Below are 13498 nucleotides of genomic sequence, written 5' to 3' on the forward strand. Positions count from 1 at the left end.
TGCAACTTGCATCTCAGGAGGATTGCCGCCGCTGCCGATGTCGTTTGACGACAGGCAGGACCGGCTGGCCCAAGGGGCTAATTGCTCAGGACGATTTGATCAGGCCAGAAATATAGGTCAGCGAGGCGGTCAGCTTGGGACCCAGGATGGCCAGACCGGCGGTGATGGCGGCGGCGATGGCAGCTGCCATCAGGGCGTATTCGATGGCGGTGATGCCGTCTTCGTCGCGGATGAAGTGTTTGATTGCGTTAATGATGAGCCTCGTTAAAGTTGGTTGAATGAGAGTGTTTTCTGCTTCAACTAAAACGGGGTTCAGGTTTTAGGTACTGCTGATGTAAGTCATTCTATGCAGCTTGCTGCTGGTGCGCAGCGGACAAACGTCACGTTGTGCCGTGACATTTGTCACGGTGATTCAGGTCTTGGAACCCAGCACGGCCAGTACCGCAATGAGGATGATGACCGACGCCAGGGCTGCGATCAGCGCGTATTCCAGCAGCGTGGCGCCGTCGTCGTTGCGGACGAAGCGGGCGAGACTGCGGTGAATGAGGGACGTGCGGCGCATTACAGACTCCTGGCTGGGCGAGTGATTCAAAGTCTCATTGTGGCGGGGGCGGAGCGTTTTCGCATCGGACAAACGTCATGGCGTGGCGTGACATTTGTCATTATTTTTTGTCTACGTTGCAGGCAAAAAAAAGTCCGGGCCGAGGCCCGGACAAATACTAGGAGCTTACAACGAGGAGACTGTGAATCAGGAGGACTTGATGAGGCCCGAAATGTAGGTCAGCGAAGCGGTCAGCTTTGGTCCCAGGATCGCCAGGCCAGCGGTAATCGCAGCGGCGATGGCAGCGGCCATCAGGGCGTATTCGATTGCAGTGATGCCGTCTTCGTCGCGGATGAAATGTTTGATTGCGTTCATGATGCGTCTCCTTGAGAGATAGTCAATGTTGTACGGGGATTACGACGATTTGATCAGACCGGAGATGTAGGTCAGCGAGGCGGTGATCTTTGGTCCCAGGATCGCCAGGCCAGCGGTGATCGCGGCGGCGATGGCGGCTGCCATCAGGGCGTATTCAATGGCGGTGATGCCAGCTTCGTCGTTGATGAACTGTTTGACTGCATTCATGATGAACTCCGTAAATTAGTTGAGAGAGAGGGTGGCTTCAACTAAAACGGGGTTCAGGTTTTAGATACTGCGTTGTTTCTGTGCTGCCGATGAAAGACATTCTACGCGTGCCGTCGCCAGCAAACATCCGACAAACGTCACTTTGTTCGATGACATTTGTCACCTATATGCATGGGGGAGTCAGCTACGGCTCCCTGTGGATTTTGCTCTGCTTTTATCCCTGCTTTGTTCTGCTTTTCTCTGCTTTCTTCTGCTTTTGAGCGGCACAGCGCATTGCAGGACAAAATAGGAGAAAGCAGAACAAAACAGAAGAGAAAGCAGAACGAAATCCACAAGGAGCTGGGCGGCGACACCGCCACCATACCGACAAAAAAAATCCGGGCCGAAGCCCGGACAAATACTAAGGAGGTTACTACGAGGAGGCTGTGAATCAGGACGACTTGATGAGGCCCGAAATGTAGGTCAGCGAAGCGGTCAGCTTTGGTCCCAGGATGGCCAGGCCAGCGGTGATCGCGGCGGCGATGGCAGCGGCCATCAGGGCGTATTCGATCGCGGTGATGCCGTCTTCGTCGCGGATGAAATGTTTGATTGCGTTCATGATGCGTCTCCTTGAGAGATAGTCAATGTTGTGCGGGGATTACGACGATTTGATCAGACCGGAGATGTAGGTCAGCGAGGCGGTGATCTTTGGTCCCAGAATCGCCAGGCCGGCGGTGATCGCGGCGGCGATGGCGGCTGCCATCAGGGCGTACTCGATAGCGGTGATGCCAGCTTCGTCGTTGATGAACTGTTTGACTGCATTCATGATGAACTCCGTAAATTAGTTGAGAGAGTGGGTGACTTCAACTAAAACGGGGTTCAGGTTTTAGGTACTGCGTTGTTTCTGTGCTGCCGATGAAAGACATTTTACGCGTGCCGTCGTCAGCAAACATCCGACAAACGTCATTTTGTTCGATGACATTTGTCACGCCTGACATGCAAAAAAATCCGGGCCGAGGCCCGGACAAATACTAAGGAGGTTACTACGAGGAGACTGTGAATCAGGAGGACTTGATGAGGCCCGAAATATAGGTCAGCGAAGCGGTCAGCTTTGGTCCCAGGATCGCCAGGCCAGCGGTAATCGCGGCGGCGATGGCAGCGGCCATCAGGGCGTATTCGATCGCGGTGATGCCGTCTTCGTCGCGGATGAAATGTTTGATTGCGTTCATGATGCGTCTCCTTGAGAGATAGTCAATGTTGTACGGGGATTACGACGATTTGATCAGACCGGAGATGTAGGTCAGCGAGGCGGTGATCTTTGGTCCCAGGATCGCCAGGCCAGCGGTGATCGCGGCGGCGATGGCGGCTGCCATCAGGGCGTACTCGATAGCGGTGATGCCAGCTTCGTCGTTGATGAACTGTTTGACTGCATTCATGATGAACTCCGTAAATTAGTTGAGAGAGAGGGTGGCTTCAACTAAAACGGGGTTCAGGTTTTAGGTACTGCGTGTACGACTCGGTGCTACTTGTGTGCTGCCGATGAAAGACATTCTACGCACCCCAACGCCAAGAGACATCGGACAAACGTCACGATTTGCAGTGACATTTGTCACCCTGCATTTACGTGCAGCGTAGTCTGTGTCTTGCACCTCATCCGGTTAGCCAGTGCCCCTGGAACGGCTTCGCCAATGGTCCAGAAACCATTGTTGTAGTTCCAGAGGGGCGCCGGCCTTTCCGGTGTATTCCTGCGTATCAGGTTTTTAATGTCAACCAGTAGCGGCAAGGCTTCCGCAAAATAGGCATGGGCCGGGATATCGTCTGGAATAAACGACACGACGTTGTCGATCCCTTTAATCATGACCTGTGGCACATCGCCGCAACCCACGCGCGGATAGGCGTGCACCAGCCCTGAGGCGTGTACCGCATAGTCATAGGGCGACAAATACACTGTGGTCCGCTGCGCCACTTTGAGATAGTTGGGACCGAGTTGCGCGAACAGGTCACGGTCAACGTCCGCGGCGGCCAGAATAATCTGACCGAATTGCATGTGCTGTGCTGCCGAGGCATTTTCCAGGCTGGCCACGATGGTGCGCAGCAAGGCGCGGTTTCCCATGCTGTGAGCGATCACATGGACTTGGCGCGTACCTGCACCTTGTATCACGCTTTGCAGAAAAGTCCGAAGATAGATTTCGCTGGCGTCGACAGTGGCCTCATCGACGGTGTACTGATCAATTGAACTCCGCGCGGCCCACGAAAAAAACATCATATTGTTTTCCGGGACATCCAGGTCCGCACCGATTTGCGCCGCGCGAATCGCCGCATCATTGAAAGAGTTATTAAAGCCATGGATAAAAACCACAACATAGTCAGATTGGGTCTGGCGGATGTTGCTCAGGCTGCTTTGCATCAGCCCTACGAAGTCGTCCTGACTGCGTAAGGGGTTGATCTCTTGCACGGACAGACGGGTATCGCTGCGCCACGGCCAGATGGCTTTCTTTCCAAGCGAGCCCGTTACATGACCTTTGGGAATCTTGACCATCACTTTGCCATAGTGAACCTGTACATCGCGCTGATCCGAATAAGTACCGTCGCCCAAGGGCGCCCTGGTGGTGCCATACAACACCGGATATTGACGGTCTTCCTTGGTCTCTTCGGCGGATACGGTTGCCGGTGGTGTGAGGGAGGCTAATTCGGCGCTGGAGATTTCGCGTGTGCCAAGTGTGCTGCAGCCGGCAAGCACGGTCGTACTGACTGCCAAGATGAGTCGCACCAGGTACCCCATGATTATTCTCCCGATTTATTATGGATTTGTTTTTACTGGCGAGCCCATCATAGTATGAATAATAAGATGGAAAACTCACCAATATTTTCAGGGAGAAGCAGCACCAAAAAAAAATCCGGACCAGGTCCGGATTCAAGCAGGGGGCAGGGCGGTGATTACGACGACTTGATCAGGCCCGAAATGTAGGTCAGCGAGGCGGTCAGCTTGGGACCCAGCACCGCTACACCGGCGGTCACTGCGGCGGCGATGGCGGCGGCCATCAGGGCGTACTCGATCGCAGTGATGCCGTCTTCGTCGCGGATGAAGTGTTTGATTGCGTTCATGATGCGTCTCCCTCTGTGTGGTCGGTGTGTTTGAATTACGACGATTTGATCAGGCCGGAAATATAGGTCAGCGAAGCGGTGATCTTCGGCCCCAGGATGGCCAGGCCGGCGGTGATCGCGGCGGCGATGGCGGCGGCCATCAGGGCATACTCAATCGCGGTGATGCCAGCGTCGTCGTGGATGAAATTTTTGACTGCGTTCATGATGGACCTCGTTTAAGTAATTAGTGTGAGAAGACTGGGTGGCAGCGGCTTTATCTAAAACGGGGTCCGGGTTTCAGTGCTACGTTTGTGCTGCCGATGTAAGACATTCTACGCACCGCACTGTCACGGCACAGCGGACAAACGTCCTGATCTGCGATGACATTTGTCACCAATTCTCACACTCTGCAGGTAAAAAAAATCCGGACACTGTCCGGATTGGACGGGAGCCTGGCGACGGTTAAGCCGTCATGCCGTGCTTGGTGGCATACACATACAGCTCCAGCCGGTTGGCCACGCCGAGCTTCTGGTAAATCGTGGTCAGGTTGTTGCGCAGCGTGGGTTCGGCAATGAACAGCTTGGAGGCCAGCTCCTTGTTGGGCGCGCCATTGCCTTCCACCACCACGGCGACGATCTTGCGTTCCTTGGGCGTCAGCGAGGCGATGCGCACCGCTTCCGGATCAGCCTTGGGCGGCGCCGACAGCTGGCCCAGCAGCGCGTTCATGAGCACCGGATCGAGGCAAGTCTCGCCACGCGACACGGCGCGGATGCTATTCAGTACCACATCGGCCGGCGCTTCCTTGCTGACCACGCCGCGCGCGCCCAGCTTGACCGCCTGCGTCAGCAAGCCCTGGTCGCGGTTGCCGCTGAGGATCATGACCTTGGCGCCGCTCGCTTGCAGCAACTGCGGCAAGATCTCGATCGAACTGCGGCCTTCCAGGTCCAGGTCGAGCACGATCACATCGGGCTTCAAGGCGCCGCCCTGCTGCAGCGCGGTGTCGTTGTTGTGGGCAGTGCCGACCAGTTGCAGATCGTCGCCGCCGCCCTCGATGAGCTTTTCCAGGCCCCACAGCATGGTCTTGTGGTCGTCTACCAGCATGATGCGGATAGGAGTCGTCATAGTGTGCCTCGGTCAGTTATACCGGGATGGCGATGCTGACGGCGGTGTAGCCAGAGGCCGAACAGTCAATCGCGATGGTCCCGCCCAGCGCGGCAGTGCGCTCGGCCAGCGATCCAGGCAGGAATGGGGCCGATGGACCTTCAGGGCTTTCGTTTTCGATGCGTATCCGCAGCTGGCCGTCAGCGTTGCTCAGGCTGATCAGCCCCGTGCGGGCACGGGTATGTTTACGTATATTGTGCATGCCTTCATTCACGATCTGGAACACTTCCGCCGCCAGCCGGTCGCTGATGGTCAGGCCATCTTCGGCCTGTATCGTAATCTGGATATCGTAGAACTCTTGCACCTGCTGCGCCTGCCGGCGCAAGGCCACCAGCAGTTCCGCATCGGTGGTGGCCGCGCCTTGCCGCACATTGCGCGCAAACTGCCGCATATCACCGATGACCTGGGTGGTCATGTCGAGCAGTTTATCAAGTTCCGCGGACACCGGGTGGTCCGCCTGCAAAGATTGCCGCACCGCGCTGATGCCATGCCGCAGTCCGATATACGGCTGGATGGTGGTGTCGTGCAGGTCGCGCGCGATCTTCTGCCGCTCGCGGAAGGCGGCGTCCGAGGCCAGCCGGTCAAGCAGCACGATGTTCTCGATGACGGGAAACACCTGCGCGGCCAACTGTTGCAAAAATACCGCATCGGCGCGGCTGAAGCGGTGCTGGTCCGACACCACGTAAATCCGTCCTTCCCCCTTGCGCAAGGGCAGCGGCGCGCTGACGAAGGAACTGGCATCGAGCAAGTCGATGAGCTGTTCCACCTGCTCCGGCGGCAACGGCTGCCAGCGCGTGGCGTCCGGTGCGCGCTGGCGCGACTCCAGCGAGCCAGGCAAGCGCGGATGCAGCGCGGCCGCATACTGCACCAGCGCCTGCGGCGCAAACACCAGCAACGGCGCGGCCGCGCCTTCCGGCAGGCGCGACAGCGATGTGCGGCCGTCCGGCGCACCGGACGAATGCAGCTGCCACAGCTCATCCGGCCCGTCGCGCATGAGCAGCACGCAATTGCTGGCATGGTAGAAGTCGCGCGTCTGGATCAGCATGGTGGCAATGGTCTGGTCGACGCCGAAGCGCGGATTCGACAGCCGGCTCACATCGCGCAGCAGGCGCAGCCGGCGCCGCTGGGCCACGCCCGTGCCGCCCCAGTAGGCGATCATGTAGCCGAGCGCCAGCACAAACGCAGTGCGCAGCAGCAGGTGGCCTTCGTTGATATTGCTGTCGGACAGCCAGGTGGCAAACGCCAGCGCCAGCGTGGCGCCCAGCGTGATGCGCGCGCCTTCGTCAAAGCCCCACTGGAACGAGGCGGTCAGGATCACAAAAAAGAAGAACGGAAAGAAGAAGCTGTTGCCGCCGCCGGTGCAGTACACCATGAGCGCATACCAGCCGAGGTCGATCCAGTACACCGCCTTGCCATGCCAGAACGGATTGCGGTGGCGCCGCGCGGCCAGCAGCAGCGTCAGGCTGTGCAGCAGGTAGGCGCCGAAGATCAAGGAGCTCAGCAAGGTACGCTCGCCGTAGCGGTTGCCCAGCTCGCCCGGCGCGACAAACAGCGTCAGGATCGCCGTCAGCGCCAGCACCAGCCGCATGACAAACACCATGGACGCGCCGACGGCGTCGCCGCCCGTGCGTGTAGCGTTGGCCCTGCTGCTGTCTGCTATCACTGCGGTGTCTCCTGCATACAAGCAAACTAAACGAAGTAGCGATTCGATAGTTGTTGCGAACACAATCGAGTCTACGCAGTCGTCGCTGCAATGTCTAGCCGGAGCATGGTACGCTGCACCTAGGATTCACGCCCGTCCTTGGCGGGCGCCATGTTTTTGATGCCTTTAAAGAACATTAAATAACTAGGCGAAAGAAAATGAATCGCGTTAGAATCACTTACCGTCACCTCATTCCTGTGGCGCTGCCGCCGGCCCATTGCGCGCCGGACAGCCCGACGACAGTGCCGCGCCATCTGCGCTCCCGCCTGTGTTTCCCACTGTGTTACCCATTTTCGCAACCCGACCGTCTCACGGACGCAACATCATGAATGTGCCTGCCTTCCTGCGCCGCCAACGTGGCTCGGCTGTCGTCGAGATGGCCATTGTTGCGCCGGTCGCCTTCCTGCTGCTGATCGGCGTGATCGAGTACAGCATCCTGTTCTACACCACGCTGGCGATGCAGTACGCGGTGCGCGAAGGTGCGCGCTACGCCATCACCGGCCGCACCGACAAGGACCCGGCCACCAGCAACCAGCAGCGCTACCTGGCCGTGATCCAGGCCATCAAGAGCAACTCGATGGGCATGTACGACAGCGTCAATCCGGTGATCTCGGTCAACGGCACCAGCTACGCCAGCAGCAGCGCGTATTCCGCCACCATGTTCGGCAACGCCGGCGACATTGTGGTGCTGCGCCTGGACTGCACCTGGAAGCTGGCGACGCCGATCGTCGCGGCCTTTTTCCCGAATGGCGAATACAAGTTCACCGTGGCCGCCACCATGCAGAACGAGGCCTTCTGATGCAACGCCTGCCGCCCCGCCAGCGCCGCCAGGGCATCGCCGCCGTGGAGTTCGCGCTGCTGCTGCCGATCCTGCTGGTGCTGCTGATTGCGCTGCTGGACATGGCGCGCGGGCTGCAGGCCAATATGATCCTGGTTAACCTGAGCCGCGAAGGCGCCAACCTGGCCTCGCGCGGCAAGCTGCAGCTGTCGGACAATGCCCAGACCATCATCGGCCAGGTCGCGGCCTCGGCGCCGCCGCTGGACATGAACAAGCTGGGCATGATCTACATTACCCGCATCATGGGATCGACCTCGGGCGGCACCACCAAAAGCATCGTGCTGGAGCAGTACCGCTGGGACGACAGCGTCAACAACCGCGGCTACCGCGTCAGCAGCTATGCGCCGGCCAGCAAGATCTGGTCATGCTCCAACTGGGCCAGCGGCACGGCCGGCACCTGCGTGGTGCCGAGCGGCAGCAACGCGCCCGTGGTGTCCATGATGAGCGGCCAGCTGCTCGATGGCGAAGTGATTTATGTGGTCGAGGTCTACTACAAGTTCAACATGCTGTTCCAGACCTTTACCTTCGGCAGCTTCAGCACGCCCACGCTGGGGCCGGAGTTCTACTCGATGACGGTGTTCTGACATGGCTACTACCCTGCAACGCCAGCGCGGCGGCATCACCGTGATGGTCATTATCTCGCTGACCACCTTGCTGGCCGTGGTCGGCCTGGCGTTCAGCGCCGGCATGAGCTACATCGTCAAGGCCAAGCTCAACGCCGCCACCGACGCCGCCGGCCTGGCCGCCGCGCGCGCCATCAGCAACGGCGCCAACCAGAGCGAGCAGACCGCCAACGCCAAGGCCGCCGCACAGCGCTTCTTCTACGCCAACTTCCCGGCCAACTACCTGATGTCCAGCGCCACGCTGAACGATGTCGGCGTCTCCTTCAGCGGCAGCGAAGTGACGATTACCGTCAGCGCCTCGGCCACCATGCCGACCGCGCTGTTTGGCGGCTTCAATACCGGGCCCATGTCGCCCGGCGTGCTCACGGAAACCAAGCGCAAGGACCTGGACATGATCCTGGTCATGGACACCTCCGGCTCGCTGGCCGGCTCGGCGGCCAATGTGCGCAGCTCGGCAGTCACCTTCCTGGGCCAGTTCAACAGCGACCGCGACCGCGTGGGCCTGGTGCACTTTGCGTTTGGCTCCATCGTCGATGATGCCATCCGGCCGATTGCGCGCGGCTTCGACCGCACCACCATGACCAACCACATCAAGGCCTTCTCGTTCAGCGGCGCCACCGCGTCGGCGGAGGGCATGTACACCGCGCGCCAGCAGATCAACAGCGTGCCGACGGCCAACCTCAACCGCTCGAACCTGCGCGTGATCGTATTCTTCTCGGATGGGGCGCCCAACTCCATCGGCGCTTACCTGAACTGGAAGACGGCCAGCACCTGCACCCAGCCCGGCGTGGTCTACACCGACGACGACGGCTCGGGGGCCCCGGCCGGCCTGTTCAAGCTGGACCAGCAATATGACGACATCGGCGGCAACTGCACACCGTCCGACTTGCCCAGCAAGGTGACCTCGTTGCCGGACTGGTACAACGCGCGCAACCCGGCGACGTCGCCCAACGATCCCACGCTGCGCGAGTTCCCCATCGTCACCACCTCGCCGCGGGTGGTGACCAATGCGCTGACCTACGCCAACGTCAACCGCGCCGCGCGCAACCTGGTGGAAGCGATGGCGTCGAAATCGCGCGACGAAGGGATTTATGTGTTCACGCTGGGGCTGGGCTCCAGCCTCAAAATCGCCACCGGCTACGATGGCGAAAAAGGCGAGGACACCCTCAAATGCATGGCCAACACCGTCGATGCGCCGGCGCGCTGCTTCAACGCCGCCAAGCCGGTCGGCGTGTACTGCTTTGCCGCCACCCAGGCCGACCTGACGCCATGCTTCTCCAAGCTGGCGTCCGCCATCCTGCGCATCTCCAAATAATCCGGGGAGGGCGGCCTTACTTGCGCACGTAGGCGGTCAGCTCCCAGCTGTCGCGGTTGTAGATGCGGCCTTGCCAGTCGGTGTCGCGGTAATCGAGCTTGACGAAGTTGTTCAGCTCCGGCACGAACCACACGGTTTCCGTCAGCTGGCCGCTGCCGTTCTTGGTGAACGTGTCCTGGGCGCTGTAGGTAGCTTCCACCACGATTTTCAGCGCATCAAATTCGCCGGCCGGCACTTTGACCTTTTCCCAGTCCAGCACCTTGCCCTTGATCTGGTAGCGCCAGTTCTTGCCCTGCTTGGGGTTGTTGCCGGTGACATCGCTGTTCCATTCCTTGCCCGGCGCCAGCGGGAAAGCGTAGCGCGCAAACGACGGCGCAAAGTGCATGGCGCCGCGGTCGACCGGGTTCATTTGCGGACTGAACAGCTGGGTGCTGATCAGGGCGCCGCTGGCAGCGCGCTTGACGTCAACGTGGATGCCATTCTCATCCACGGCCGTCACTTCCATCCGATTGGTGTTGCCTTTCACACCCTTCCAGACATCGGTGTACTGGTAGGTCCACGAATCGCCGACTACAGGGGCCGGGGACGACACCGATTCGCGGCTGCCCGCCTGCGCCAGGGCGCACGGCAGGATGAAACAGAGCACTGCAAACGAACGTTTGATGGTCATGCTGTCTCCTTTGTTGTGATTTGTTTATTGACTATATCGCCAACATTGAAAGAGTGCTAGTAGCAGTGCAGCAAAAAATAATGATTAGGAGTCTTGATTAATTATGCCGAAGTGATATGCTTCGCTCTCGGCAACGGCGCATGCAGCGCCGTTTTTCAGGTGTAATATATTTAGGATTCCTAATCAATAAAGGCATGGTATGAAAATTATTCCGCTCATCGCAGCAACAGTTTGGAGTGTTTGGGCCCTGGCGGCACAGGCCCATGACGAGCACAAGGGTGGCATCGCCACCACCTCGGCGCCGGCGGTCAAGGCGCCGTTTGACATCGTCCACACCAAGATCACGACCGAAGGCAACCTGGCCATCTTCCACATGGCCGTCTCGGGCAAGGCCGGCCAGTCCAAACCGGGCAAAACTGGCAAGCTGGCGGGCAGCAGCGTGTTTTCCTATGTGTGGCCGACCACCATCGACCCGTCCGTGGTGGGCTTCGACAAGGGCGCCGGCATCCTGGCCTTTGCCGTGACCTCGCATCCGGATTTCGACGACACCCCGCTGTACGATGAGAACGGCGACGGCAACCTCGGCAACGACGGCGATGTGTGGCACTCGCACTGGGTGGTGCTGAAGCCGGACGACAGCTGCGGCAAGGGCGCGCTCAAGGTGGTCGACATCCCCGAAGGCAGCAAGCCGAAACTGCCGCGCACCTGGCCCGGCCTGCCGCTGCTCATCGACAGCCCCGGCTACACGCCCGTGTTCAAAGGCCAGACGGTGGAAGTGAAAGTGCCGTTTGACGACATCGGCGTGGTGCATGCGTCCGGCTTTGATGGCGTGACGGCGGCACTGCGCGTCAACGCCAGCGTGCACAATCCCCTGCTGTGCGTGGTCGATGTCTTCAAGGTCGCTTCCGGCAAGCTCAGCCTGCCGGGCAAGGTCAACCAGTAATCACCAGCGCATGGTCTGGATGAAGTCGACAAACGCCCGCAGCGGTGCGGGCAGGTAGCGGCGGCCCGGATAGTACAGCATCGGTCCCTGGAAGGCTGGCCACCAGCGTTCCAGCACCGGCACCAGCTCGCCGCGGTCGAAGTAGGGCTGCAGCCAGTCTTCAAACAGGTAGACCAGTCCCGCGCCGCCCACCGCCACATCGACCTTCAGATCGGCCGCTGCGCCGAGGTTGACGATGAGCGGGCCGCTGGGCTCGATCACCACCTTCTTGCCCTTGTGCTCGAACTCCCACGGCGGCATGGTGCCGCTGTTGAAACGGCCGCGCAGGCAGATGTGGTGCAGCAGGTCTTCCGGCTTTTTCGGCGTGCCGTGCTCCTGCAGATAGGCGGGCGCGGCGGCCAGGGCAAAGCGCTGCTCGCGCGGGCCGATCGGCATGGCCACCATGTCCTGCTCCATCCGTTCACCGTAGCGGATGCCGGCATCGCAGCCGGTGCGCAGCAGATCGACAAAGCTGTCGTCCACAATCACTTCCAGCGTGATGTCGGGGTAGGCCTTGTGAAACGGCGGCAGGATGCGCGGCAGCACCAGCTTGGAGGCACTGGTCGGCACATTCAGGCGCAGCCGTCCGGCGGGGCGGTCGCGGAAGCCGTTGACCACATCCATGGCCGTGGCCACCGCATCCAGCGCGGGCGTGAGCTGCTCCAGCAGGCGCTGCCCGGCATCGGTGGCAGCCACGCTGCGCGTGGTCCGGTGCAGCAGACGGACACCGAGGCCCGCTTCCAGCCGGCGTACCGCTTCGCTCAATTGCGACGGACTGTTGCCGGTCTTGCGCGCCGCCTCGCGAAAGCCGCCGTTCCTTGCGACGGCGACAAACGCGCCGACATCCTGTAAATCCGCCATGGGTGATTGTCCTGTTTTTCGTACAAGCTGTGCGATTGTGCTGTATTGTCGCACAGCGCAAACGCTCCTAGACTGTGTCCATCAACCCGTCTAAAGGAGAAACACAATGCGTACTTTCCAACTTGGTGACCTGACTGTCAAGCGCATGGGCTACGGCGCCATGCAACTGGCTGGCCCACACGCGTTTGGCGCACCGCAAAACCGCGAGGAAGCGCTGGCGGTGCTGCGCGAAGCGGTCGAGAGCGGCGTCAACCACATCGACACCAGCGATTTTTACGGTCCCCACATCACCAACCAGCTGATCCGCGAAGCGCTGCATCCGTATGCCGACGACCTGGTCATCGTCACCAAGCTGGGCGCACTGCGCGGCGCGGATGCGGCGTGGCTGCCGGCGCAGTCGCCGCAGCAACTGGAATCGGCCGTGCACGACAACCTGCGCAACCTGGGCCTGGACGTGCTGGACGTGGTGAACATGCGCCTGATGTTTGATGTCATGAACCCGGCCGAAGGCGATATCGAAGCGCACATCACCACGCTGGCGGAATTGCAGCAGCGCGGCCTGATCCGCCACATCGGCCTCAGCAACGCGACCGCGCAGCAGGTCAGGCAGGCACGCAGCATCGCCAATATCGTGTGCGTGCAAAACCACTACAACCTGGTGCACCGTCACGACGACGCCCTGATCGATGAACTGGCCAAGGAGGGCATCGCCTACACGCCGTTCTTCCCGCTGGGTGGCTTCTCGCCGTTGCAATCGTCGATCCTGGCCGAGGTGGCTGCCGAGCTGGACGCGACGCCGATGCAGACGGCGCTGGCCTGGCTGCTGCAGCGTTCGCCGAATCTGCTGCTGATCCCTGGCACCTCGTCGCGTACCCATTTGCGCCAGAACCTGGCCGCCGCCGAGCTGGTGCTGCCACCGGAGGCCGTGAGCAAGCTAAATAGTGTGATTACCTCAGTATAAGAAAAGTCGTTTCATAATACGGGATGCGGCATGGTGGACTGCCGCATCTTTTTTCTCATTTTTTGAAAAGGCGTTTCGTATAGCAAAAAATTATATCTATCTATTTGAAAAATAAGGAATTAAATTAAGTTATATGTCTTATATAAGACTTGGTGCAACGCATCAGAATGGCCTACTATTTAGTCATGCAGTTCGGCAC

The 13498-nt window shown here is 59.9% G+C and carries 20 protein-coding genes; 5 read left to right on the forward strand and 15 right to left on the reverse strand.

Going from position 1 to position 13498, the window contains the following annotated elements; all coding sequences use genetic code 11:
- Nucleotides 1-85: 85 nt before the first annotated feature.
- From GTP58_RS31945 to GTP58_RS31810, 13 genes are all read right to left on the reverse strand, one after another.
- Entirely contained in the window at nt 86-190 is a 105-nt protein-coding gene (locus GTP58_RS31945; RefSeq protein WP_373924756.1) for a hypothetical protein, read from the reverse strand.
- A gap of 222 nt (nt 191-412) precedes the next feature.
- The gene (locus GTP58_RS18275) at nt 413-562 is read right to left on the reverse strand and encodes a Flp family type IVb pilin (protein ID WP_202413753.1); all 150 of its coding nucleotides are present in this window, start codon (nt 560-562) and stop codon (nt 413-415) included.
- 186 nt (nt 563-748) lie between these two features.
- Nucleotides 749-916, reverse strand: a complete 168-nt coding sequence (locus tag GTP58_RS18280) for a Flp family type IVb pilin (RefSeq protein ID WP_072788862.1) — start codon at nt 914-916, stop codon at nt 749-751.
- Between the two features lie 39 nt (nt 917-955).
- Nucleotides 956-1123 carry a Flp family type IVb pilin gene (locus GTP58_RS18285; RefSeq protein ID WP_072788867.1) on the reverse strand — a complete coding sequence of 56 codons (168 nt, stop codon included), beginning with the start codon at nt 1121-1123 and terminating at the stop codon, nt 956-958.
- Between the two features lie 430 nt (nt 1124-1553).
- Nucleotides 1554-1721, reverse strand: a complete 168-nt coding sequence (locus tag GTP58_RS18290) for a Flp family type IVb pilin (protein ID WP_072788862.1) — start codon at nt 1719-1721, stop codon at nt 1554-1556.
- A 39-nt stretch (nt 1722-1760) separates the two neighbouring features.
- Nucleotides 1761-1928 (reverse strand): Flp family type IVb pilin, encoded by a 168-nt coding sequence (locus GTP58_RS18295; protein ID WP_072788867.1) that lies wholly within the window; start codon nt 1926-1928, stop codon nt 1761-1763.
- A 235-nt stretch (nt 1929-2163) separates the two neighbouring features.
- Entirely contained in the window at nt 2164-2331 is a 168-nt protein-coding gene (locus GTP58_RS18300; RefSeq protein WP_072788862.1) for a Flp family type IVb pilin, read from the reverse strand.
- 39 nt (nt 2332-2370) lie between these two features.
- Nucleotides 2371-2538 (reverse strand): Flp family type IVb pilin, encoded by a 168-nt coding sequence (locus GTP58_RS18305; RefSeq protein ID WP_072788867.1) that lies wholly within the window; start codon nt 2536-2538, stop codon nt 2371-2373.
- Between the two features lie 173 nt (nt 2539-2711).
- The gene (locus GTP58_RS18310) at nt 2712-3884 is read right to left on the reverse strand and encodes an alpha/beta hydrolase (protein WP_161078649.1); all 1173 of its coding nucleotides are present in this window, start codon (nt 3882-3884) and stop codon (nt 2712-2714) included.
- A gap of 155 nt (nt 3885-4039) precedes the next feature.
- The gene (locus GTP58_RS18315) at nt 4040-4207 is read right to left on the reverse strand and encodes a Flp family type IVb pilin (RefSeq protein WP_072789752.1); all 168 of its coding nucleotides are present in this window, start codon (nt 4205-4207) and stop codon (nt 4040-4042) included.
- Between the two features lie 35 nt (nt 4208-4242).
- On the reverse strand, nt 4243-4410 hold the full coding sequence (locus tag GTP58_RS18320; RefSeq protein WP_072789755.1) for a Flp family type IVb pilin: 168 nt from the start codon (nt 4408-4410) through the stop codon (nt 4243-4245).
- A gap of 238 nt (nt 4411-4648) precedes the next feature.
- Nucleotides 4649-5308 carry a response regulator transcription factor gene (locus tag GTP58_RS18325; RefSeq protein WP_229215631.1) on the reverse strand — a complete coding sequence of 220 codons (660 nt, stop codon included), beginning with the start codon at nt 5306-5308 and terminating at the stop codon, nt 4649-4651.
- A 16-nt stretch (nt 5309-5324) separates the two neighbouring features.
- Nucleotides 5325-7010 carry a histidine kinase gene (locus GTP58_RS31810; protein ID WP_161078650.1) on the reverse strand — a complete coding sequence of 562 codons (1686 nt, stop codon included), beginning with the start codon at nt 7008-7010 and terminating at the stop codon, nt 5325-5327.
- A 364-nt stretch (nt 7011-7374) separates the two neighbouring features.
- Between GTP58_RS31810 and GTP58_RS18335 the strand changes: the two genes are divergently transcribed.
- From GTP58_RS18335 to GTP58_RS18345, 3 genes are read left to right on the forward strand one after another with little or no spacing between them, the layout of a single operon-like run.
- A complete protein-coding gene (locus GTP58_RS18335) occupies nt 7375-7848 on the forward strand; it encodes a TadE/TadG family type IV pilus assembly protein (RefSeq protein ID WP_072789779.1) in 474 nt (157 codons plus the stop codon).
- A complete protein-coding gene (locus GTP58_RS18340; protein WP_161078651.1) occupies nt 7848-8471 on the forward strand; it encodes a TadE/TadG family type IV pilus assembly protein in 624 nt (207 codons plus the stop codon). The genes GTP58_RS18335 and GTP58_RS18340 overlap by 1 nt, the downstream gene beginning before the upstream one ends.
- Before the next feature lies 1 nt (nt 8472).
- Nucleotides 8473-9825, forward strand: a complete 1353-nt coding sequence (locus GTP58_RS18345) for a VWA domain-containing protein (protein ID WP_161078652.1) — start codon at nt 8473-8475, stop codon at nt 9823-9825.
- 16 nt (nt 9826-9841) lie between these two features.
- On the opposite strand, the gene GTP58_RS18350 is transcribed toward GTP58_RS18345, so the two are convergent.
- Nucleotides 9842-10495 carry a DUF3108 domain-containing protein gene (locus GTP58_RS18350; protein ID WP_161078653.1) on the reverse strand — a complete coding sequence of 218 codons (654 nt, stop codon included), beginning with the start codon at nt 10493-10495 and terminating at the stop codon, nt 9842-9844.
- A 199-nt stretch (nt 10496-10694) separates the two neighbouring features.
- On the opposite strand from GTP58_RS18350, the gene GTP58_RS18355 reads away from it, so the two are divergent.
- Nucleotides 10695-11438: a hypothetical protein gene (locus tag GTP58_RS18355; protein WP_161078654.1), complete on the forward strand. Its 744-nt coding sequence runs from the start codon at nt 10695-10697 to the stop codon at nt 11436-11438.
- Here GTP58_RS18355 and GTP58_RS18360 read toward each other — a convergent pair whose 3' ends face one another.
- The gene (locus GTP58_RS18360) at nt 11439-12338 is read right to left on the reverse strand and encodes a LysR family transcriptional regulator (protein ID WP_161078655.1); all 900 of its coding nucleotides are present in this window, start codon (nt 12336-12338) and stop codon (nt 11439-11441) included.
- A gap of 106 nt (nt 12339-12444) precedes the next feature.
- On the opposite strand from GTP58_RS18360, the gene GTP58_RS18365 reads away from it, so the two are divergent.
- Complete coding sequence (locus tag GTP58_RS18365; protein WP_161078656.1) at nt 12445-13299, forward strand: aldo/keto reductase family oxidoreductase; 855 nt, start codon at nt 12445-12447, stop codon at nt 13297-13299.
- Nucleotides 13300-13498: the final 199 nt, after the last annotated feature.

Source organism: Duganella sp. CY15W (assembly GCF_009857555.1).
Lineage (GTDB): Bacteria > Pseudomonadota > Gammaproteobacteria > Burkholderiales > Burkholderiaceae_D > Rugamonas > Rugamonas sacchari.